We start from the raw sequence: 21,075 nt of genomic DNA, 5'->3' as shown, positions 1-21,075 counted from the left end.
CTCAGTCGCCGTTCGGCGCGGAGTGATCGGCCCACATCTCGGGGCCGCCGCAGATCATGGGGTCGGGCTTGCCGACCAGCGCGTCATCCTTGCCCGGATAATCCATGCCCGACAGGATCGCCCGGATCACGGCCAGCCGCGCGCGGCGCTTGTCATCGGCGCGGATCACCGTCCAGGGCGCATGGGCCGTGTGGCCAAGCGCCAGCGTTTCGCCGATCGCGTCCGAATAGGCATCCCATTTCTTGAGGCCTTCGACATCGATCCAGCTGAGTTTCCACTGTTTCAGCGGGTCATTCTCGCGGTCGAGGAACCGGCGGAGTTGCTCGGCGCGGCCCACGTTCAGCCAGAGTTTCGTCAGGCGTACGCCGTCGCGCACCAGCATATGCTCGAAATCGGGCAATTGGCGGAAAAAGGCCTGCCGCTGCTCGGGCGCGCAGAAGCCGAAGACATGCTCGACCACGCCGCGATTGTACCAGCTGCGGTCGAAGAGCCGGATCTCGCCGGCGGCGGGCAGGTGGTGCACGTAGCGCTGGAAGTACCATTGGCTGGCCTCGCGCTCGGTCGGTTTCTGCAAGGCCACGACGCCGGCCACCCGCGGGTTGAGGTTTTCGCGCACGCGCTTGATGGACCCGCCCTTGCCGGCGGCGTCGCGCCCTTCGAAGACCACGGCAATGCGTTCGCCCGTGTCGCGCACCCAGGCGTGGAATTTCACCAGCTCGATCTGAAGCGCGGCGAGTTGACCCTCGTACTCCTTCTTGTCCATCCGTTCGGGATAAGGGTAGCCGGGGTCGAGGATCGTGTCCTTCTTGGCGGATTTGATCGCCTTTCGCACGCTTTCGGGCGCATCTTCCTTGTAGAACCGGGTGATCGCGCCATCGAAGGGTTTGCTCATCTGGCCTGCCTTTGCCGTCATGTTATGAGGCGTCACATTAGGCGGCGGGGCCGCTCAGCGCAATCCGGCGCGGGACGTGGTGCGGTCGATGGCGGCGTCGGTCGCTTCGGGCACGGCATGGTGGGGCATGTGACCGATCCCGTCGAGCACGGTGAGGTTGGCGCCGGCGATCTGCTGCGACAGCGGGATCGAATGCACCCTGAGCGGCACGGTCTCGTCCGCGTCGCCGTGGATGATCTCGACCGGAACGGCGATCTCGCCATAGCGCGGGACCTGCGCCTTGATTTCCTCCAGAAGCTTGGCGCGCTGCATGGCATTGGCCCGCATCGACACGCGGCGCAGCGTCAGTCCCGCACCGATATGGGTGTGGTATCCCTCAGGCGCCATGTCGGGCAGGAAGACGCTGTCGATCGTATCGTCGACCACGCGGTCGGGCACCCAGGCCGTGAGCGCAGGGATCACCAGCGATTGCCCGATGGGGTGCGACAGCACGGTGTAATAGGTGCCGAGGCCGGTGCTCCAGGGGTTCGAGGCCGCCGCAGACAGGGTCAGCCCCGAAAGCCGCTCGGGATGATGCACCGCCCAGGCCAGCGCGACCGATCCACCATAGGAATGGCCGAAGACCAAAGGCCGCTCGGCGCCGAGTTCGGTCGCCGCGCGCACCAGCAGGTCCGCCTGTTGGCGCAGCGTCGCGCCGATGCGGTTGATCCGGTCCGTGTAGCCAAGCCCTGGCCGGTCGAAGACGATCACGCGGTAGCGCTCGGCCAGCCGGTCCACCATCGCGAAGGTGAAATCACGGGTGTTTCCGCTTGCTCCGTGGATCAGGACGAGGTCGGGACCGCTGCCGCGCAGGACATAGTGCACGCGATGCCCGCCGATCGTCAGGAATTCCCCCTCGGGTGGCCAATGTTCCTCGGAGAGGCGTTCGTGCCGCGCCGCTTTCCAGAGGGTCAGCGCGACAGAAAACACTATAAGGCCAAGCAGGAGGAGAAAGAGCTTCATTCGCCCTTGCGCCAGTCCGTGCTGGCCGTGCCGATCCGTTCGATCTCGAAGGGGGTGGTCAGGTACACCTCGGAAATCCAGTTGCCGTAGAGCAGATGCGCCTGGCTGCGCCAGCGGTTCGGCGGGCGGCGCGCGGGATCATCATCGGGGAAATAATTCACCGGCAGCTGGATCTCGGCGCCATCGACCTGCGCGCCGGCAAGGTCGCGCTGGTATTCCTCGTTCAGCGTGCCGCTATCGTATTCGAGATGGTTGAAGACATATAGCGCGCGGCGGTCGGGGTCCTCCACGAGGCCCGTACCCACGGCGTCCGAATGCAGCAGCACGGGCAGGCCAGCGGCCTCGATCTCGTCGCGGCGCATCTCGGTCCAGCGGCTGACGGGCATCACGAAATCATCCGAGAAGCCGCGCAGATAGGGGCTGTCTGGGGCAAGGTTCTGGTGCCGGTAGCACCCGAAGAGCTTTCGCGGCAGCAGATGTTTCTTCACGCCGTGGAAGTAGTGGATCATCGCCATCCCGCCCCAGCAGACGCCGAAGGTGGAATGCACATGGGTCTGGGTCCACTCGAAGACGCGGGTCAGCTCGTCCCAGTAGGTGACCTCTTCGAAGGGCAGATGCTCGATCGGGGCGCCGGTGATGATCAGCCCGTCGAATTTCTCGCCCGTGGCCTCGACGTCGCGGAAGGGGCGGTAGAACTCCTCCATGTGTTCCGGCGCGGTGTTGCGGGTCTCGTGATCGGTCATGCGGATCAGCGAGAACTCGACCTGCAGAGGCGTCGCGCCGATCAGCCGGGCGAATTGCGTCTCGGTCTGGATCTTCTTGGGCATCAGGTTGAGAAGCGCGATGCGCAGCGGGCGAATGTCCTGCTTGTCGGCGGCGCGCCGGCCCATGACCATCACGCCCTCGTCCTTCAGGATCGAGAAGGCGGGCAGGCTGGTGGGCAGGCGAATGGGCACGGGCTGAACTCTCCGATAGGTCCGGGGGGCTTGATCTAGGCGCTTGCGGCGCGGCGTCCAAGGGCGGCGGCGACCATCGCCTCGGCATCCGCGGCGTCACGCACGCTTTCGACCTCGGCCGCGGTGACGCTGACGCCCCAGTGGCGCGCCATCGCGGCATAGAGCGGCGCGCGGTGGGCCAGGGCGCGGGCATAGGCGAACCGCACGAAGGCGTCGGGGTCGACCGTCTGGGGCGACTGGCCGCTCTGGTCAAGGTAGCTGGCCCATTCCGCGCGCAGGAAGGTGGGTTGGTAATACATCGGTTTCGGCGCACGGTCGAAGCGGCGGATCAGTTCCTCGGTATGGGCCTCGGTGCCCTCGATCCAGACCAGAAGCGTATGTTGCGAAAGCGCGCAGAGCACCTCGTCCTTCGGGTTGGCCGGGTCCACCACCTCGCAGATCGACCCGCCGGTATCGTTCACGAAATGCGGGTAGCCATAGAGGTCATGGGCGCGGGCGATGAAGGCGGGCGTATCCAGCAGCGCGTTGATCTCGGCCCGGCGGTGCAGGTCCTGCCGGCGCATGTATTCATCGAAGGGCAAGCCGCCCTTGGCCGGATCACCCGGCTTGCCGAGATAGGTCGAGAGAGGCGCAAGGTTATCGAAGCGGATGTTGGAGCCGATATAGATCGAATCCGAGCGCAGCAGGTCCGCCAGGAACGGCACCTGCATGGCCTGCCGCTTGAGGTTGTCTGTGATGTGCTCACCCATATAGGCGGTGCCGATGCGGTAATCGATCGAGTAGTGGAACCAGTCGCCATGGTCGCGCAGCAGGCTGGCCAGCCGCGTTTTCCCAAGCCCCGACATGCCAAAAACCGACAAACGTTTTTCGGGCGACGCAAGCCACGCCTCGGGGCTGTCATAGAGAAGGGGCATGGACGACACCTTGATGGGATGAACAAGCGCCCCGTTTCCTAGCGCAGCCACGCGAGACCGGGAAGGGGCGTTTTCCCAGCCGGTCCAAGTGACACGGCATAGGGTGTCAGCGCGGGGTCAGGGTCGTGATCCCGAGGTTGCCCGCGCGCGCCAGGTCGGGGTCGAGCGTCATGGGCACGTATTCGCCGCGCCGCCACAACTCGCCCAGATCGTCGTAGTGACGGCTCAACGGGTGGCCGGACTGGCCCGTGGAGATGATGAAGACCGAGCTTTCGGGATCGGCGAAATCATAGACGCCGCGATAGCCAGCCGCGTGCATGTTGGCGTAGGGCGTTGGCCCGTCGCCAAGGGTGGCCCCACGTTGCAGCGTGAAATCCCCGCCCGAGGTGGGCTGGCGAATGTTCACGATCCACGAAAACAGCCGCGTGTCGCCCAAGACCGGGTGATCGTGATGCGCCTCGTGCGCAGCGCCCCAGCGCCAGCTTTCGAGGTCTTCGCCATAGGCCTCGGACAGTTCCTGCAAGGCGTCGTCCAGCGCCAGCCGCGCGATGTCGGTACAGGTCTCGGTCGCGGTCGAGGGGCCCACGTCGCACCAGACCGCTGCGCCGTTCACGTCCCGGAACACGCGTTCGATGAAGACCGGCTCAAGCTGCCAGAATTCGTCGGCCAGCGGGCCGATCTCGTCGCGGATCAGGCGCTGTTGCAGGTGTCGCATCCAGCTTGCGTAGATCAGCGGCTCGGGCAGGTGTTCGTTCATCTCGCCGTCCCAATCGGCCAGAAGCTCCAGCGCGCGCTGGCGTCGGCGTTCTGGCGTTCCGGCGGGGGCGGTTTCGCCTGTGAACCACAGGTCCCGTGCGACGAGGGGCAGGATGTTGCGCGCCGCCGCCGAGACCGCGTCAAGCTGCGCCTCGATGAAACTGTCGCGGGTATGCACCTGCCGATCCCGCATCAGCCGCGTCAGCCGCGTGATGCGCTGCGTGTCGCCCCAGTCGAAGCTGATATGGAGCGGGAAATCGCGATCCACCGACTTGTTGTTGGTGTTGCCGAGGACACCGCCCTCGGGGTCGATGAAGGTGGGGTTGGCGAAATACTGCGTGATGCCTTGCCAGCGGTTGTCGGGCTCCCACCCCGGGGAGGGCATGCGTGCCTGCGTCTGGTGGCCCGTCATGCGCCACGGGATGTGGCCGATCACCTGCATGCCGATGCGCCCGTCGGCGCTGGCCACCATCAGGTTCTGCGCCGGCGCGACGAAATCCTCGCCCGCGGCAAAGGCCTCTTCGATGGTCTGGGCGCGCATCAGGCGCAGGCCCGTCTGGATCGAGGTGTTCTCGTCGGTCAGGGCCGTCCAGCTCAGGCTCATGACATGGCCCGGCGGCGTCACGGTCGCGATGTCGAAATGGGTGCCGGGGATGACCGGCCCGTTTTCGGTATTGCGCAAGGTGATGGTGATCGGTGTCTCGTCCGCGATCTCGATGATCGAGCGGCGCGTCTCGAAGGGTGCCCAACCCTCCGGCGTGCGGTACTCCTGCGGGTTGTCGGGGTTCAGTTCCTCGACATGCAGGTCCATGTCGTCGAGATAGGCGTTGGTGATGCCCCAGGCCAAGGTCTCGCTGCGACCGGCGACCACCATGGGCATGCCGGGGATGGTCCCCCCGATCACGCCGCCGGTCGAAAGCTCCAGCCGGGCAAGATACCAGGGCGAGGGGGCCGTCAGTTCCAGATGCGGATCATTGGCCAGAAGCGCACCGCCCGCGGCCGATCGTTCGGGCGTGGCGGCAAAGATGTTCGACGCCCCGCCGCGCCCCCGGCCGAGATAGTTGGGATGCAGCGGATGGCGCGGGGGAGAAAGGCTCTGCGCGTAGCGCGGCAGCGGCGCATCGAAAAGACTTGCGTAATCGGCCAGTTCGGTCGCGCCCGTGCCCGGGGCATCCGGCAGCAGGTCGGCCAAACGTTCCGGGTCGTCCAGCGCCAGCGCCGCGCGGGCGCGCAGCACTTCTTCCTCGTGATGGGTGGCCAGTTGCAAGGCCATGGCAAAGCTGACCGCGACGCTGTCGGCGGGACGCCACGGTGCGATTTCCGGTTCGAACAGGAACAGTTCGGGCGCGCCGCGACCAAGGGCTTCGGACCCGACCAGCCGGATCCACGCGTTCACGCCGTCGGAATAAGCCTGTAACTCGGAAATGGTCTGCGGCTCCAGCGCCTCGACCGAGCGGCGCGCGTGACCGTAAAGATCCAGCCGCCGCATCAGGTCATCGATCTGCACCGTGGGCCGCCCGAACAGCTCGGACAAGCGGCCCTGCACGGTGCGCCGGACCATCAGCATCTGCCACAACCGGTCCTGCGCATGGGCAAAACCGAGGCCATAGAACACGTCCTCGTCGGTTTCTCCGAAGATATGCGGGATGGCCGAGGTGTTGCGCACGATCTCGACCGGGCCGGTCAGCCCGTCGACCTGCCAGTCGGCGTCGTACTCGGGGATCGAGCGCCCCGCAATCCACCAGACAACTGCAATCGCGGCCACGCTCAGCGCGATCGCGATCGACACCAGTCGCACTAGCCAGCGCAGGATGACGGGCATGAAACCTCGGGGCGGAAACCTACCGCGCCATCTAGCCGGTCAGAGACGCGAATGCAAAGCGCAGTGCTGACAAACGGACGTTACGGAAGGATGCGGGCGTAGCGGGTGCCTTCGAGTGTGGCGCCCACGATCAGGCCGGCCTGTCCGTAGATCACCGCGATCACCGGATCGAGCAGGGTGGTGGTGTCCACCCCAAGGGTCGCGCCCTCGCTGTTGACAGCATAGCGCACATCCGCGCCCGCCGACCAACCGGTCGAGTAGCGGAACTCGCGCAACGCGTCCTCGGTCATGAAAAAGAGGGTGTGCGCGTATTGCTGCGCGCCGATCTGCAACCCGAAGCTGCCCGAGGTGGCCGAGTAGTAATCGACGGTCGCGCCGTTGATCCGCAGCGCGCCGCGCCCGTAGCTGCCGCCAAAGCCGAAGCCCGCCTCGGTCACCAGCGGCATGACCAGCATGCCCGCGGCGTCGCGGGCCAGTTCGCGGGTGCCGGGCACCTCGCTATACATGAACTCGATGGCGCTATCGACGCGGGCGTCGATACGCTGGCTGCCCTGGCTGTTCAGCCCGTTGCCGCATGCGGCCAGAAGCGGGATCGAGGCCCCGCCAATCACGAAATTCCTGCGCGTGGTGCTGCTCATGGGTCAATCTGCCCTTTGTCCTGTGGTCCGGCCGGATGTCGGCGGACGGGATGCCTCAATTCAGCCTCGCGTCATCTGCGCAAGGTTCCAGCGATAGACTACGCGGGTTTCCGACGCCTGTCATCCATCAATACCACAAGCCATGCGGGTTTCCGCCGATCAGACCGCTACAGCTAGCGCATCCGACCAGACCTAGCCGTTCAGCAGTTTCGCCACACGCGGCGCGAAATAGGTCAACACCCCGTCGCAGCCCGCGCGACGGAAACACATCAGGCTTTCCAGCATGACCTTCTCACCATCGATCCAGCCGTTCTGCGCGGCGGCCTCGATCATCGCGTACTCGCCGGACACCTGGTAGGCGTAGGTCGGGGCGCCGAAGCGGTCCTTCACCTCGCGCACCATGTCGAGATAGGGCTGACCGGGTTTGACCATGACCATGTCCGCGCCCTCGGAGAGGTCACGCTCGACGCAACGCAGCGCCTCGGCCCGGTTGGCGGGGTCGATCTGGTAGGTCTTCTTGTCGCCCTTCAACGCGCCCGAAGCGCCCACCGCGTCGCGGAACGGCCCGTAATAGGCGCTGGCGAATTTCGCGGCATAGGACATGATCGTGACGTTCACATGCCCCTCGGCCTCGAGCGCGCTGCGCATCGCCCCGATGCGCCCGTCCATCATGTCTGACGGCCCAAGGATGTCCGCCCCGGCCTCGGCCTGCGCCAGCGCCATCTTCACCAGTGCTTCGACCGTTTCGTCATTCACGATGACCCCGTCGCGCACGATGCCGTCATGGCCGTTGGCATTGTAGGGGTCGAGCGCGATATCGGTCATCACCGCAAGCTCGGGCACCGCGTCCTTGATCGCGCGGATCGCGCGGTTCGACAGGTTGTCGGGGTTCCAGGCCTCTTCGCAAAGCTCGGTTTTCAAGGACGGATCCGTGTAGGGAAACAGGCAGATGGCCGGGATGCCGAGACTGTGGGCTTCGCGCGCGGCCTCGACGATCTTGTCGACGCTGCGACGGATCACGCCGGGCATCGAGACCACCGGTTCTTCCACGCCCTCGCCATCGCGCACGAAGATCGGCCAGATCAGGTCATTCACGCTGATCTCGGTCTCGCGCACGAGGTTGCGCAGCGACGCGCTGGCGCGGGTGCGGCGGAAGCGGGTGGCGGGGAAGGGGGCCTGGTTGGCACTCATGGCGTGCGTCCTTGTTTTCTCGTCTTGGCGTTGCGCAAATCGGTGCCATGCCAAGGGGTGTGGCTTCAAGGCGGCAAAGCGCGCGGAGCGGCATTTTCGTCGCTGGCGTCCCGCAAACCCCGCGCCTATGGTGCGCGCCAAATCGGCAGCCAGCAGTGAACGGACGCATCCGCGTGGATTTTCTCGACCTTGTGACAGAAGTGATCGACCTCAGGTCGTTTTCGAACCTTTGGTACTGGATCGTGCTTGCGATCATGTGGTCGACCCTGTCGCATTGGACCCTCGGGGTGCCCTATCACATCGTCAATCGCGCCCGCCGCGGAGATGAGCGGGCGGCCCAGGACATGCAGGCGCTGGTCGAGATCAACAGCGAACGCCTGCTCGCCGTGACTGCGGTCTCCGGGCCGGTCATGCTGGGTTTTGCCGCCTTCCTGTCGACCGGGCTGGCGATCACGGGATGGGCCTACCGGGTGGAGTTCTGCCAGGCCATCTTCCTGCTGATCTTCCCCGCGTTTCTTGTCGGGGCGCTCCTGGTCGCGACGGCACGTCGATTGCAGGCCAGCGGCTACCAGGACGTCTCCGGCGTGCTTCGTTCCCATCGGATCAAGGTGCAGATGCTGGGCGTGCTCTTCATCTTTCTCACCGCGTTCTGGGGCATGTACACCAACGTCACCGTCGGCCCGCTCGGCTGAGGGTCGGGACAGGTGCTTGACTTCCCACGCTCGCGGCGTAGGTCTCGCGCGCCATGAGTCAGCCTGATCACATCCTTGCCGGCGGCGCGCCCGAGGGCTTCGACGCCACGCTTCTGCTGCGCGAATTGGCGCGGCGCGACGGCCCCGTGCTGCACATCGCCCGCGATGACAAGCGCGCCGAGGCGATGGCGACCGCGCTCGCCTTTTTCGACCCGACGGTCCCCGTTCTGCGCTTTCCCGGCTGGGATTGCCTGCCATATGACCGAGTGTCCCCCAATCCCGACATCTCGGCGCAGCGCATGGCAACGCTTGCGGCGCTGGCGGCGGGGGCGATCCTGGGCGACTTCATCCTGCTCACGACGCTCAACGCGGCGATGCAGTATATCCCGCCGCGCGACCTTTTGCGGAACTCGGCCTTCGCAGCGACCGTCGGCGGACGGATCGACGAAGCGGCTCTGAAAGACTTTTTCGTGCGCATGGGTTTCGTCCAGGCCCCCACGGTGACAGAGCCCGGCGACTATGCCGTGCGCGGCGGCATCATCGACGTCTGGCCCCCGGGAGAGGACGCGCCGGTGCGCCTCGACCTCTTCGGGGACACGCTTGACGGCGCCCGCCGCTTCGATCCGGTCAGCCAGCGCACCACCGAAAAGCTAGAGCGGATCGAGCTTGCCCCGGTCTCCGAGGTGATCCTCGACGAGGCCTCCATCACGCGGTTTCGGCAGAATTACCGGATCGAGTTCGGCGCCGCCGGCACGGACGATCCGCTGTACGAGGCGGTCAGCGCGGGCCGCAAGCATCAGGGCGTCGAGCATTGGTTGCCGTTCTTCCACGAGCGGCTGGAAACACTTTTCGACTACCTGCCGGATGCCGCCGTCACGCTGGACGATCAATCGACCCCTCAACGGCTGGCGCGGTGGGAGTCGATCGCCGACCAGTATGACACCCGTAAAACGGCGCTGACCCAGAAGGGGCGGCTGGACACGGTCTATAAACCGGTGCCGCCCGATCAGCTCTACCTTTCGGATGACGCGTGGCGGGCGGCCATTGCCGGGCATCGTGTGGTGCAGCTGTCGCCGCTGTCGCAAGCGCCGGGCCCCGGCGTCATCGACGCAGGCGGACGGGCGGGTCGCGATTTTGCGCCCGAGCGGCAGAACGAAAATATCAGCCTTTTCGGTGCGCTGGCAGATCATGTTCGCTCAAAACGTGAAGATGGCGCCGTAGTCATCGCCAGTTGGTCCGAGGGCGCGCGCGAGCGCCTCAAAGGCCTGCTTGAAGACCAAGACATCACCGATACCGTCGAGATCAACGATGCCCGTGACATAGGGGGCGGAAAACTCGAGTTTTCCGGCCAGAAAAACTCGAGTTTTTCTGGCTCCTCCACCGGCGGTGTGCATTTGGCCGTCTGGCCGCTGGAACAGGGTTTCACCGGGGCGGGCCTGACCGTCATCTCGGAACAGGACGTGTTGGGCGACCGGTTGATCCGTCCACGCCGCAAGACGCGCAAGGCCGAGAACTATCTGACCGAGGCGCAAACGCTGTCGCCCGGCGACCTGGTCGTTCATGTCGATCACGGGGTTGGCCGCTATAACGGACTTGAAACCATCACCGCGATGGGCGCGCCGCATGAATGCCTTGCGCTGGAATATGCCGGTGGTGATCGCTTGTTCCTGCCGGTGGAGAATATCGAGCTTCTCTCGCGCTACGGCCATGAAGAAGGGCTGCTCGACAAGCTGGGCGGTGGGGCATGGCAGGCGAAAAAGGCCCGGCTCAAGGAACGCATCCGCCAGATCGCGGACAAGCTCATCCGCATCGCCGCCGAGCGGGAATTGCGCTCGGCCCCCATGCTGCAACCGCCCGGCGACATGTGGGAGGCGTTTTGCGCCCGCTTTCCGTACGAGGAGACCGACGATCAGCTCAGCGCGATCGCGGACGTGATCGAGGATCTCGAACGCGGGCGTCCGATGGACCGCCTGGTGGTGGGCGATGTGGGCTTCGGCAAGACCGAGGTGGCGATGCGCGCGGCGTTCCTCGCCGCGGCCCAGGGGCTGCAAGTGGCGGTGATCGCGCCGACCACGCTGCTCGCCCGCCAGCACGCCAAGACCTTCCGCGACCGTTTCCGGGGCTTCCCGATCAACGTGCGGCAACTTTCGCGTTTCGTCAGCCAGAAAGAGGCCAGCGAGACCAAGAAGGGCATGGCCGATGGCTCGGTCGATATCGTCATCGGCACCCATGCGCTGCTGGCCAAGAACATCCGGTTCAAGAACCTCGGCCTGCTGGTGATCGACGAGGAACAGCGCTTTGGCGTGACCCACAAGGAACGGCTGAAGGAGATGCGCTCGGACGTGCACGTCCTGACGCTCTCGGCCACGCCGATTCCGCGCACGCTACAGATGTCGTTGTCGGGCGTGCGCGACCTCAGCCTGATCGGCACGCCGCCGGTCGACCGCCTCGCCATCCGCACCTATGTCAGCGAGTTTGACGCGGTGACGATCCGCGAGGCGCTGTTGCGCGAGCATTATCGCGGCGGGCAATCCTTCTACGTGGTGCCCCGCATCGAGGACCTGCGCGAGATCGAGGAATTCCTGACCGACCAGGTGCCCGAGGTCAGCTTTGTCACCGCGCATGGCCAGATGGCGGCGGGCGAGCTCGACGACCGCATGAACGCGTTTTACGACGGCAAGTACGACGTGCTTCTGGCCACCACCATCGTGGAATCCGGCATCGACATTCCGACCGCCAACACCATGGTCATCCACCGCGCCGACATGTTCGGGCTGGCGCAGCTCTACCAGATCCGGGGCCGCGTGGGCCGCGCCAAGACCCGCGCCTATGCCTACCTGACCACCAAGCCGCGCGCCAAGCTGACCCAATCGGCCGAGAAACGCCTGCGCGTTCTGGGCAGCCTCGACAGCCTTGGCGCGGGTTTCACCATCGCGTCGCAGGATCTCGATATTCGCGGTGCGGGCAATATCGTGGGCGAGGAGCAATCCGGCCACGTCCGCGAGGTCGGGTTCGAGCTGTATCAATCCATGCTGGAAGAGGCGATTTCCAAGATCCGCTCGGGCGAGGCCGAGGGGCTTCCGGGCGACGATGGCCAATGGTCGCCACAGATCAACCTTGGCGTGCCGGTCCTGATCCCCGAGGATTACGTGCCGGATCTCGATGTGCGGCTTGGCCTCTATCGTCGCCTCAGCCAGTTGGAGACCAAGGTCGATCTGGAGGGCTTCGCAGCCGAGTTGATCGACCGCTTCGGCAAGCTCCCGCGCGAGGTCAACACGCTGCTTCTGGTGGTGCGCATCAAGGCCATGTGCAAGCGCGCTCATATCGCCAAGCTTGATGCCGGGCCGAAGGGCGCGACCCTGCAATTCCACGACAACAAGTTTCCGAACCCGCAGGGGCTGGTGGATTTCATCCAGAACCAAAAGGGGCTTGCCAAGGTCAAGGATAACAAGATCGTCGTGCGCCGCGACTGGGTGAAAGAGGCCGACAAGATCAAGGGCGCCTTCGCCATTGCGCGCGATCTTGCCCAATATGCCACGCCGCCCAAGAAAAGCTGAGCAGAGGATTGTCAGCGCCAACCATTCGGCGGTAAGCAGCCCTCGCGCGCGAGGGTGAAAAGGGGTGTTCCATGGAACGAAACAGCGCATGGACCAAGGCGGGATGGTTCGCCTTCTGGTTCTTTTCGCTTCTCTCTGCTCTCTCGGCTTTCAAATTCGTGCCGCCGGGCCTCTACTACGGCTTCTTCCCGTCGCTGGACGACGGCGTTTCCGTCGCCGCATGGCAATTCGTGGAGCAGGGCATCCGCGAGGGCGCACGCCACGTCGCCTACCATATCGAGAACGTGGGCACGACGCTGGCTGTCCACATGTTCTTCGGCGGTCTCGCCGTCATCCTGATCCCGTTGCAAGTGTCGCGTTGGTGGCGTCGCCGCGGGAAGAGCCACAAGTGGCTGGGCTGGTTCCTTGTGCCGGTCGTGACAATCTCGGCGCTGACGACCATTCCGGTGAGTTTCAACATGCGCTGGCCGCTCTGGTCCGAGGCGGGCTTTGCGCTTGGGGCGTTCAACTGGTTCGCCGCGCTGGCCATCGGGATGCAAGCGATCCTGGCGGGTGACGTGCAACGGCACCGGCGCTGGATGATCATGATGGCGGCGCTCAGCTTCGGCGCGGTCAGCTTCCGCCTACAACTGCCGATCCTGCGGATCTGGTTCGACCAGGACGTGGTCTTTCCCTATATCGGCTGGTCCTGCTGGGTGCCCAATGTGCTGGTGGTCTTGTGGTGGTGGCACCACGAAAAGACGCGCGACGCCAAGCGCGCCGCGATTGCGACCCCGGCAGAGTAAGCCAGACGCGTCGGGCCGCCGTTACAGGCCGCCCGGCAATTCCCGCGGCATGTTGCGCATGACGACTGCCCCCAAGGTCAGCATCACGCCTGCGCCAATGGCCAACGGCACGGCCGTGCCGTTGTAGAGCTGTCCCAGCGCGGCCCCGGCCAATGCACCGCCGACGGTGGCCAACGCCCCCATCAGGGACGAGGCGGTGCCGGCGATATGGCCCAACGGCTCCAACGCCAGCGCATTCAGGTTGCCGATGGTGAAGGCCGCTGACGCGAAAATGCTGACGGTCCACACGAAGTAGATCCAGAACTCCGCCGCTCCGAGGTTCAGCACGCCGATCACGATGGCCGCGGCGAAGGAACACGTCGCCGAAACCCACAGCGCGGTGCGGATCATCGGGCGCATGCCAAGCCGAATCACCAACCGCGCATTGGTCGGCGCGGCCGGGGCGGACAAAAGCGCGATAAACGCGAACCAGAAGGGAAAACTCTCCCCCCGACCATAGGTGAGGTCAAACACCTGTTGGACCGAGCTGAGCGTGCCGAACAACGCCCCGAACACGAAGGTCTGCACGAGGATCGACAGTTGCATCTGCCGGTTCGCCAGCGCCTCGCGCATATCCCGCCATGTCTGGCCAAGGCTGAGCTTGCGGCGCGCCTCGCGGGGCAGGGTCTCGGGCTGGCGCAGCATCACCCAGGACACCGAAACCACCGAGAAGACCATGAAGGCCACGAAGATCGACCGCCATCCAAAGCCCGCGATGATCGCCGCCCCGATCAGCGGCGCGACCGCCGGGAAAAGCGTAAAGATCATCATCGCGTAGGACACGATCTGCGCCATGGCGCGCCCCGAATAGAGATCGCGGATCATCGCGATCGACACGACGCGGGGGCCGGAGGCGCCGAGCCCCTGGATCACGCGGGCCAGCAGGATCAATTCGAGGCTTGGTGCCACAAGGGCCAGCAAGGCCCCCGCCAGGTACAGCAACGCCCCCAACAGGATCACCGTCTTGCGGCCCAACGCGTCCGAAAGCGGACCCACCACCAGCGTGCCCAGCCCCATGCCGAGAACGAAACTCGTCAGGATCAACTGCGCGCGGTTCACCGCCTCGGGCGTCAGGTCTTCCGCGATCTCGGGCAGGGCGGGCAGCATGGCGTCGATGGAAAAGGCCACCGTCGCAAAGATCGTCCCCATCATGGCGATGAACTCGACACGGCCAAGGCGGCGGCGCTCGTCCTGCACCATCGGGTCGGTGGTCGCGCTCATGACTTGCCCTCGGGTGCGGCGGCCAGTTCGTCGATCACCTGCATCCACAACTCGGAGGGCTGCGCCCCCGGCACGACATGCGTGTTCGCCACGACGAAGGTTGGCACGGCCTGCACGCCCCTTTGCCGCGCATGGGCGTCACGGGCGCGGATCTCGTCGGCATCGGCGTCTCCGGCCAGAAGCTGCGCCATCATCGCCCCGTCCATCTCGGCTTTCTCGGCAATCGCGCGCAGAACACCCGGTTCCTCGATATCGAGACCGTCCTGAAAATAGGCCCGGAACAGCGCCACTGCGACTGCGGTCTGCCGCCCCTCGATCCCGGCCCAATGGATCAGGCGATGCGCGTCCAGCGTGTTGGGCGTGCGCTTGATCTGGTCGAGATTCAGGTCCAGCCCGGCCTTCGCGGCATGCTCCGCCACCGGCAGATAGGCTGTCACGGCACCCTCCTTGCCGCCGAACTTGGCCTCGAGGTAGCTGCGCCGATCCATGCCGCCCTTGGGCATGTCCGGGTTCAGTTGGAAGGGATGCCACTCGATGGCAAAGGGGTGATCGGCCCGCGCCTCCAACGCTCGGGCAAGGTTGCTCCACCCGATGAAACACCACGGGCAGATCGGGTCGGACAGGATATCGAGCTTGATCATCGTTCTTCCCCCACCAGCGCCTTCAAGGCGCGGCGGTCGAGTTTTCCGTTAGGGTTGCGGGGCAGGGCGTCCAATCGGAGGAAGGCCCTCGGTTGCTTGTAGCGGGCAAGGCGCGCCTCGGCCAAGCCTCGCAGGGCGTCTTCCGTCGCGTCGCCCGCGAAGGCCAGCCCCACGATGGTCGTGTCTGCCTTCGGCGTAAGCACCAGTGCCGCACAATCATGCACGCCCGGTGCGTGTTGAAAGACCGCCTCGATCTCCAGCGGCGAGACGCGGAACCCGCCGGCCGTGATCAAATCGTCGCGCCGCCCGTGGTAACGGAAGGATCCGTCCGGCTGCCGATCCACCAGATCGCCCGTCAGGAACCAGTCGCCGACAAGCGGCAGGTCCAGTGACCCATCCCTGCGCTGGTATCCCAACATCAGCCCCGGATCGTCGCGATGGATCGCCAGGATGCCGGTCTCGCCCTCGGGCAGCTCGCCGCCGTCCTCCGACAGAACCGCCACGCGCCGCCCGGGCTGCGGATAACCAAGCGAGCCTTCGGGGGCAGGGCGGGCCGGTGAGCCCGAGATGAAGGTGGAACATTCCGACATGCCAAGCGCCTCGTGCACCGTGGTGCCGGTCGCCTCGGTCCAGCGCTGGCGCAGCGCCTCGGGGAGTTTTTCGCCCGCGCTCAGCCCGTGCCGCAGCTTGGGCAGGTGCAACGGCGCGTCGCCCGCCAACAGCTTGCGGAAAATGCCCGGCGCGGCGGCAAGGATCGTCGCGTCATGCCGCTTGAGCAGCAGGGGCAGGGCGGCGGGCTCCACCCCCGGTGCGGGGATCAAGGCGGTTGCGCCAACCGACCAGGGGTCCAGCAGCCCGGTTCCCAGCGTGAAGGTCCAGTTGAACGCGCCCGCATGCAGCAAGCGGTCGTCCTCGTGCAGGCCGTACCAGCCCTCGTGCATCATCCGCCGCGCCCAGATAGCGCGATGGGCATGGCCCACCGCCTTGGGCGTGCCGCCCGACCCCGAGGTGAAGACCAGATAGGCGAGCCTGTCAGGGTCACCCATCACGTAATCGGCTGGCTCATGTGCCATCAATGGGGCGAGGTTGCGGATCACGGGGCCAGAGAACCCCTCGGGCAGGGCGATACCTTCCCCGGCAAGGATGCCTGCAGGTGCGATCACCTCGGCCAACTTCGTGATTTCGCTTGCCGTCAGACCCGCCGCCGTGGGCACCGGCACGATTCCCACGGCGATGGCGCCAAGGAAGGCCACCGGAAACTCGGGCGTATTGCCCAACCTGAGCAGCAGCTTGTCGCCGGGCCGAAATCCCTGCGCCAGCAACCCGCCCGCCGTTCCGCGCACGGCGCGCTCCAGCTTTGCATAGCTCCAGCGTTCGGCACGAGCGGGGCCAAGGACGGCCAGTGCAACCTTGTCGGGAAGGCGCTCGGCCTGGCTCAAGACGTAATGCGACAGGTTGAAGGGGGCAGGGCAGGTCGTGGTCATGGTCCCCGCCTACGCCGCTGCCTCGGTCAAGGCAACCTGCGCCACCGCACAGATCGCCCCGAGAGGTTGGCGCTCAGTCCCGGCGCCCCATGGGCCGGTCAGCCACGTCATCGTCACCGAACCGGTCATCGCCCGAATAGACATCCTCTCCATCGGGCAGGTAACGCTCCGAGTCGCGCGCCGCGGCCTCGTCATGGGTGGGGTCCGCATAGGCATCGGCGGGCATCGGACCTTGCCGCCATTCCTCCATCTGGCGCCCGATCTCGGCCGGCGTCTCTCCGGTTGCGCCCGCAACGGTGGCGATGACCTCGTCACGGTCCCCGGACAGCGCGATCAGGTCCTCCTCGGCCACGTCGGGCCAGCGGCCCTGGATCGCCGGGATCATCGCGCGCCAGTTCTGTTGGATATCGCTCCATTGCATTGTCTTGTCCTTTCCTGTTCGCAGGTGCGTTGGAAAGGAAACGACCGGGCGTGCCTGCGGTTCCGGCCGGTCAACCGAACATCGCGCGCAGATCGACGCTGCTCTCGATGCCGATGGCGCCCAGATGCGCGTCGAGGAACCTGTCCGCCGCCGCGCGCCCCGCGGCGCGCAACTGATGCAGGATCTGCGGTGTCGCCACCAGCTTGGTCGCCACCGACAACTGCCCCATCAGTGCGTCATCGGCGATCATGTGAATGCGCAGCCGCTTCATCGCGCCATGGGGCAGGGTGCCGTCATCCAAAAGGCGCTGCACGAAATCGATGGCGCGCAACTCGCGCAACAGCGAGGAATTGAAGCTGATCTCGTTCACGCGGTTCTGGATTTCCCGCGCGCTGACGGGCAGGTCGGCGCGCTCCAGCGGGTTGATGTTCACGACAAGGATGTCGCCCGGCAGATCGCCCTCGAACAACGGGAAAAGCGCCGGATTGCCGGTATAGCCGCCATCCCAATAGGCCTCCATCTCGCCGGTTTCGGGGTGGGGGATCTCGACTGCACGGAACAGCGTCGGCAGGCAGGCCGAGGCGAGGATCGCGTCCGCGCTGATCTCCTCGCCCGAGAAGACCCGGATCTTGCCGCTGCGCACATTGGTCGCACAGATGTGAAAGGCGGGCCCCGCCTCGGCGCAGACCTCGTCGAAATGGAAGCGCTCCACGATGCGCCGCAGCGGGTTGATGTAGAAGGGGCCGCTATCATAGGGGCTGACGAGCCGCGCGATCCCGTCGCCGAAGGCAAAGGGCAGCGAGGCTTCAATTGCCCGGCTGACCGCCACCGGCGCGATCGCATCGAGCCACGGGGCCAGCGCGGGCGTCGTGATCGCGCCCACCTGTTCCCACAGCCATTCAAGGTTTTCCCGCGCCGCGTCGCGCCCGCCACGCACCATCCCGGCCTTTACCGCCGCCCCGTTCAGCGCCCCGGCCGACGTGCCCGTGATCGCCGCGATCTCGATCTCCGGCGCCTCCAGCAGCCGATCCAGCACGCCCCATGTGAAAGCCCCGTGCGCGCCCCCGCCTTGCAAGGCCAGGTTGATCGGTTTCGCCTGCGCCATGGCCGCGTCCTTCATCTTGGCAAGAAAACTCCGGGGGAGTCGCGTCAGCGACGGGGGCAGAGCCCCCTCTAACCCCGTTCAGAGCGCGGTCCAGCCGCCATCCACGCTGATCGTGGTGCCGGTGATCTGCGCTGCCGCGTCCGAGCACAGGAAGGCGCAGGTGCCGCCCATCTGCTCCACGGTGGCGAATTCCTTTGAAGGTTGGCGGGCCAGCATCACCTCGCGCACGACCGTGTCGCGGTCCATGTCATGGGCCTTCATCTGGTCGGGGATCTGCGCCTCGACCAGCGGGGTCAGCACGTAGCCCGGGCAGATCGCGTTGGCGGTGATCGGCTCTTCCGCGGTTTCCAGCGCCGTGGTCTTGGTCAGGCCGACGATCCCGTGCTTGGCGGCGATATAGGCCGATTTGTAGGGGCTCGCCGTCAGGCCATGCGCCGAGGCGATGTTGACCACGCGGCCCCAGCCCGCCTTGCGCATCAGGGGCAGCGCAGCCGCAGTGGTGTGAAAGGCCGAGGATAGGTTGATCGCGATGATCGCGTCCCATTTCTCCTCGGGGAATTCGTCGATGGGGGCGACATGCTGGATGCCTGCGTTATTGACAAGGATATCGCAGGCGCCGGCCTCTTCGATCAGCTTGCGGCACTCGGCCCCCTTGGACATGTCGGCCTTGATGTAGCGCGCCTTGACGCCCGCCACGTTCGCGATCTCTTCGGCCAGGGCGTGATCCTCGTCGCGGTCGGTGAAGGAGTTCAGAACCACGTCCGCCCCCGCCATGGCCAGCTCCCGTGCGATCCCGAGCCCGATGCCGGAGTTCGACCCGGTGATGACGGCGGTCTTGCCGGAAAGATCGAAGGTGATGGCCATGGTGAATTCTCCCGCTGATGGTCCGTTGCAGGCAAGCTAATGCTGCGGCTGCGAAAGAAACAGGGGATGTGGCGAAACTGTGGCCAAAAAAAACGCCGGCACGAAGCCGGCGTTAAGTTATTGAGGCAGGTTTCATACAGGCAAGAAACCTATCGAGCAGTGCCACCTTTATAAGCAATGACATGCCCGGAGTCCAACCCAAATGTTTGGCTGGACCCGGGGCGGGGGACGCCGCAAACTCCCGCAAACACTGGAAAGCGGAGGATTGTTCGCGGATGGCGCTGCATTGTTTCACCAAAATCCTGGCCACGGCGGCCCTGGCGCTTGGCCTTGCCGGAGGCGCGCAAGCCCAACCAATGCACGGTGTTGCGATGTATGGCGAGCCCGCGCTGCCGCCCGATTTTCGCCATCTTCCCTATGCCAACCCCGACGCCCCCACGGGCGGGCGGATCGTCACCGGCGAGGTCGGCAGTTTCGACAGTCTCAACCCGCATATCCGCCGCGGCTCCACGCCGTGGCAGCTTCGGTTTCTCGCCTACGAATCGCTCATGGGCCGGAGTTACGATGAACCGTTCTCGCTCTACGGCCTTCTCGCCGAATCGGTCGAGGTCGATCCCGACCATATGTGGGTCGAGTTCACCCTGCGCCCCGAGGCGCGGTTCTCCGATGGCAGCCCCGTCACCGTCGCCGACGTGATCTGGTCCTACGAGACACTGGGGACCGAGGGACACCCGCGTTACCTCAACGCTTGGGGCCGCGTCGCCTCGATCGAGCAAACGGGCGACCGCTCGGTGCGGATGACCTTCACCGAACCCGACCGCGAGCTTGCCCTGATCATGGGGCTGCGCCCGATCCTGCAAGCCGCACAATGGCAGGAGACCGATTTCGCCGAATCCGGTCTCGACGTGATCCCCATCGCCAGCGCGCCCTACGTGATCGACGATTTCGAGGCCGGGCGCTTCGTCTCGCTGCGCCGCAACCCCGACTACTGGGGCGCCGAGCTGCCGTTCCGGCGCGGCACCAACGTGATCGACGAGATCCGGCTGGAGTTCTTTGCCGATGGCACCGCCATGTTCGAGGCCTTCACCAGCGGGGTCATCACCACCATCCGCGAAACCAACGCGGCCGACTGGGCCACGCGCTACGATTTCCCGCGCGTGCAATCGGGCGAGGTGGTGCTGTCCGAGGTCCCGCATGAACGCCCATCTGGCATCATCGGGTTTGTCATGAACACCCGCCGCCCGCATTTCGCCGACTGGCGCGTGCGCGAGGCGATGATCCAGGCCTTCAACTTCGAATTCGTGAACCAGACGCTCAACGGCGGGGTCGCCCCGCGCATCACCTCGTATTTCTCGAACTCGCCGCTTGGAATGTCCCATGGTCCTGCCGAGGGCCGGGTGGCCGAATTCCTGGCCCCCTTCGCCGACGACCTGCTGCCCGGCGCGATCGAGGGCTACAGCCTGCCCGTTTCGGACGGGTCCGAGCGCAACCGCGCCGGCATCCGCGAGGCGCTGCGTCTGATGGAAGAGGCCGGCTATACCGTGCAGGAGGGCGTAATGACCGGCCCCGATGGTCAGCCCTTCACATTCGAGATCCTGTTGCAAAACGGCTCGTCCGAGAACGAGGCCATCGCCAATATCTATTCCGAGGCACTGGAGCGGTTGGGGATCGCGGTCACGATCTCGTCCATCGACCCGGCGCAGTATCGCGAACGCACCGACGCCTTCGATTTCGACATGACCTATTACGCGCGCGGCCTGTCACTCAGCCCGGGCAACGAGCAGCGCCTCTACTGGGGTTGCGAAATGGCCGGGACCGAAGGCTCGCGCAACCTGATGGGGGCGTGCAACCCGGCCATCGACGCCATGACCGAGCGGCTTCTGACCTCGGAAAGCCAGGAGGATTTCCTGGCCGCTACCCGTGCCCTCGACCGCGTCCTGACCTCGCAGCGCTATGTCGTGCCCTTCTGGTACAACCCGATCGCGCGCATCGCCCATGACGCGAACCTGCATTACCCCGAGACGCTGCCGATCTACGGCGACTGGATCAACTGGCAGCCCGATGTCTGGTGGTACGCCGAGGACTGATTCAGCCA

At 65.6% G+C, this 21,075-nt stretch carries 17 protein-coding genes; 4 read left to right on the top strand and 13 right to left on the bottom strand.

The window, feature by feature from the left end; translation table 11 throughout:
- Nucleotide 1: 1 nt before the first annotated feature.
- The 7 genes from ppk2 to hemB form a co-directional block, all read right to left on the bottom strand.
- Nucleotides 2–892 (bottom strand): polyphosphate kinase 2, encoded by an 891-nt coding sequence (gene ppk2 / locus KUV65_RS03035; RefSeq protein ID WP_222187409.1) that lies wholly within the window; start codon nucleotides 890–892, stop codon nucleotides 2–4.
- A gap of 54 nt (nucleotides 893–946) precedes the next feature.
- On the bottom strand, nucleotides 947–1,894 hold the full coding sequence (locus KUV65_RS03030; RefSeq protein ID WP_222187407.1) for an alpha/beta fold hydrolase: 948 nt from the start codon (nucleotides 1,892–1,894) through the stop codon (nucleotides 947–949).
- Nucleotides 1,891–2,850, bottom strand: coding sequence for a homoserine O-succinyltransferase (locus KUV65_RS03025; RefSeq protein WP_222187405.1), 960 nt, complete (start codon nucleotides 2,848–2,850; stop codon nucleotides 1,891–1,893). Before KUV65_RS03025 ends, KUV65_RS03030 begins: the two co-directional genes overlap by 4 nt.
- A 35-nt stretch (nucleotides 2,851–2,885) precedes the next feature.
- On the bottom strand, nucleotides 2,886–3,764 hold the full coding sequence (locus tag KUV65_RS03020) for an ATPase (RefSeq protein WP_222187403.1): 879 nt from the start codon (nucleotides 3,762–3,764) through the stop codon (nucleotides 2,886–2,888).
- Nucleotides 3,765–3,870: 106 nt separating this feature from the next.
- Complete coding sequence (locus tag KUV65_RS03015) at nucleotides 3,871–6,342, bottom strand: penicillin acylase family protein (protein WP_222187401.1); 2,472 nt, start codon at nucleotides 6,340–6,342, stop codon at nucleotides 3,871–3,873.
- 80 nt (nucleotides 6,343–6,422) lie between these two features.
- On the bottom strand, nucleotides 6,423–6,980 hold the full coding sequence (locus tag KUV65_RS03010) for a lipid-binding SYLF domain-containing protein (RefSeq protein WP_222187400.1): 558 nt from the start codon (nucleotides 6,978–6,980) through the stop codon (nucleotides 6,423–6,425).
- Between the two features lie 192 nt (nucleotides 6,981–7,172).
- The gene (gene hemB, locus KUV65_RS03005; protein ID WP_222187398.1) at nucleotides 7,173–8,171 is read right to left on the bottom strand and encodes a porphobilinogen synthase; all 999 of its coding nucleotides are present in this window, start codon (nucleotides 8,169–8,171) and stop codon (nucleotides 7,173–7,175) included.
- A gap of 173 nt (nucleotides 8,172–8,344) precedes the next feature.
- Here hemB and KUV65_RS03000 point away from each other — a divergent pair, with 173 nt between their 5' ends.
- The 3 genes from KUV65_RS03000 (at nucleotide 8,345) to KUV65_RS02990 (ending at nucleotide 13,205) form a co-directional block, all read left to right on the top strand.
- The gene (locus KUV65_RS03000; RefSeq protein ID WP_222187396.1) at nucleotides 8,345–8,863 is read left to right on the top strand and encodes a hypothetical protein; all 519 of its coding nucleotides are present in this window, start codon (nucleotides 8,345–8,347) and stop codon (nucleotides 8,861–8,863) included.
- Nucleotides 8,864–8,916: 53 nt separating this feature from the next.
- On the top strand, nucleotides 8,917–12,420 hold the full coding sequence (gene mfd / locus KUV65_RS02995; protein ID WP_222187394.1) for a transcription-repair coupling factor: 3,504 nt from the start codon (nucleotides 8,917–8,919) through the stop codon (nucleotides 12,418–12,420).
- A gap of 71 nt (nucleotides 12,421–12,491) precedes the next feature.
- Complete coding sequence (locus tag KUV65_RS02990; RefSeq protein WP_222187392.1) at nucleotides 12,492–13,205, top strand: DUF2306 domain-containing protein; 714 nt, start codon at nucleotides 12,492–12,494, stop codon at nucleotides 13,203–13,205.
- Between the two features lie 21 nt (nucleotides 13,206–13,226).
- Here KUV65_RS02990 and KUV65_RS02985 read toward each other — a convergent pair whose 3' ends face one another.
- From KUV65_RS02985 to KUV65_RS02960, 6 genes are all read right to left on the bottom strand, one after another.
- A complete protein-coding gene (locus KUV65_RS02985) occupies nucleotides 13,227–14,465 on the bottom strand; it encodes a multidrug effflux MFS transporter (protein ID WP_222187390.1) in 1,239 nt (412 codons plus the stop codon).
- Nucleotides 14,462–15,106: a DsbA family oxidoreductase gene (locus tag KUV65_RS02980; protein WP_222187388.1), complete on the bottom strand. Its 645-nt coding sequence runs from the start codon at nucleotides 15,104–15,106 to the stop codon at nucleotides 14,462–14,464. Before KUV65_RS02980 ends, KUV65_RS02985 begins: the two co-directional genes overlap by 4 nt.
- Nucleotides 15,103–16,590 (bottom strand): class I adenylate-forming enzyme family protein, encoded by a 1,488-nt coding sequence (locus KUV65_RS02975; RefSeq protein WP_222187386.1) that lies wholly within the window; start codon nucleotides 16,588–16,590, stop codon nucleotides 15,103–15,105. Before KUV65_RS02975 ends, KUV65_RS02980 begins: the two co-directional genes overlap by 4 nt.
- A 73-nt stretch (nucleotides 16,591–16,663) precedes the next feature.
- Nucleotides 16,664–17,011 carry a hypothetical protein gene (locus KUV65_RS02970; protein ID WP_222187384.1) on the bottom strand — a complete coding sequence of 116 codons (348 nt, stop codon included), beginning with the start codon at nucleotides 17,009–17,011 and terminating at the stop codon, nucleotides 16,664–16,666.
- A gap of 70 nt (nucleotides 17,012–17,081) precedes the next feature.
- Nucleotides 17,082–18,116 carry a patatin-like phospholipase family protein gene (locus tag KUV65_RS02965; protein WP_261331574.1) on the bottom strand — a complete coding sequence of 345 codons (1,035 nt, stop codon included), beginning with the start codon at nucleotides 18,114–18,116 and terminating at the stop codon, nucleotides 17,082–17,084.
- A gap of 78 nt (nucleotides 18,117–18,194) precedes the next feature.
- Complete coding sequence (locus tag KUV65_RS02960) at nucleotides 18,195–18,980, bottom strand: 3-hydroxybutyrate dehydrogenase (protein WP_222187382.1); 786 nt, start codon at nucleotides 18,978–18,980, stop codon at nucleotides 18,195–18,197.
- 275 nt (nucleotides 18,981–19,255) lie between these two features.
- Between KUV65_RS02960 and KUV65_RS02955 the strand changes: the two genes are divergently transcribed.
- Nucleotides 19,256–21,067 carry an extracellular solute-binding protein gene (locus KUV65_RS02955; RefSeq protein WP_222187381.1) on the top strand — a complete coding sequence of 604 codons (1,812 nt, stop codon included), beginning with the start codon at nucleotides 19,256–19,258 and terminating at the stop codon, nucleotides 21,065–21,067.
- Nucleotides 21,068–21,075: the final 8 nt, after the last annotated feature.

Origin of the sequence: Maritalea mobilis, assembly GCF_019800885.1 — a bacterium.
Lineage (GTDB): Bacteria > Pseudomonadota > Alphaproteobacteria > Rhodobacterales > Rhodobacteraceae > Roseibacterium > Roseibacterium beibuensis.
Note: the sequence above shows the minus strand (reverse complement) of the source record. Positions and strands in the feature narration are given on the sequence as shown.

Coding starts and splice junctions, on each gene's coding strand:
- KUV65_RS02955 (WP_222187381.1), top strand. CDS start 19,256: ATGGCGCTGCATTGTTTCACCAAAATCCTGGCCACGGCGGCCCTGGCG.
- KUV65_RS02970 (WP_222187384.1), bottom strand. CDS start 17,011: ATGCAATGGAGCGATATCCAACAGAACTGGCGCGCGATGATCCCGGCG.
- KUV65_RS03020 (WP_222187403.1), bottom strand. CDS start 3,764: ATGCCCCTTCTCTATGACAGCCCCGAGGCGTGGCTTGCGTCGCCCGAA.
- KUV65_RS03015 (WP_222187401.1), bottom strand. CDS start 6,342: ATGCCCGTCATCCTGCGCTGGCTAGTGCGACTGGTGTCGATCGCGATC.
- KUV65_RS02990 (WP_222187392.1), top strand. CDS start 12,492: ATGGAACGAAACAGCGCATGGACCAAGGCGGGATGGTTCGCCTTCTGG.
- mfd (WP_222187394.1), top strand. CDS start 8,917: ATGAGTCAGCCTGATCACATCCTTGCCGGCGGCGCGCCCGAGGGCTTC.
- KUV65_RS02985 (WP_222187390.1), bottom strand. CDS start 14,465: ATGAGCGCGACCACCGACCCGATGGTGCAGGACGAGCGCCGCCGCCTT.
- KUV65_RS02980 (WP_222187388.1), bottom strand. CDS start 15,106: ATGATCAAGCTCGATATCCTGTCCGACCCGATCTGCCCGTGGTGTTTC.
- KUV65_RS02960 (WP_222187382.1), bottom strand. CDS start 18,980: ATGGCCATCACCTTCGATCTTTCCGGCAAGACCGCCGTCATCACCGGG.
- KUV65_RS03010 (WP_222187400.1), bottom strand. CDS start 6,980: ATGAGCAGCACCACGCGCAGGAATTTCGTGATTGGCGGGGCCTCGATC.
- hemB (WP_222187398.1), bottom strand. CDS start 8,171: ATGAGTGCCAACCAGGCCCCCTTCCCCGCCACCCGCTTCCGCCGCACC.
- ppk2 (WP_222187409.1), bottom strand. CDS start 892: ATGAGCAAACCCTTCGATGGCGCGATCACCCGGTTCTACAAGGAAGAT.
- KUV65_RS03030 (WP_222187407.1), bottom strand. CDS start 1,894: ATGAAGCTCTTTCTCCTCCTGCTTGGCCTTATAGTGTTTTCTGTCGCG.
- KUV65_RS02975 (WP_222187386.1), bottom strand. CDS start 16,590: ATGACCACGACCTGCCCTGCCCCCTTCAACCTGTCGCATTACGTCTTG.
- KUV65_RS02965 (WP_261331574.1), bottom strand. CDS start 18,116: ATGGCGCAGGCGAAACCGATCAACCTGGCCTTGCAAGGCGGGGGCGCG.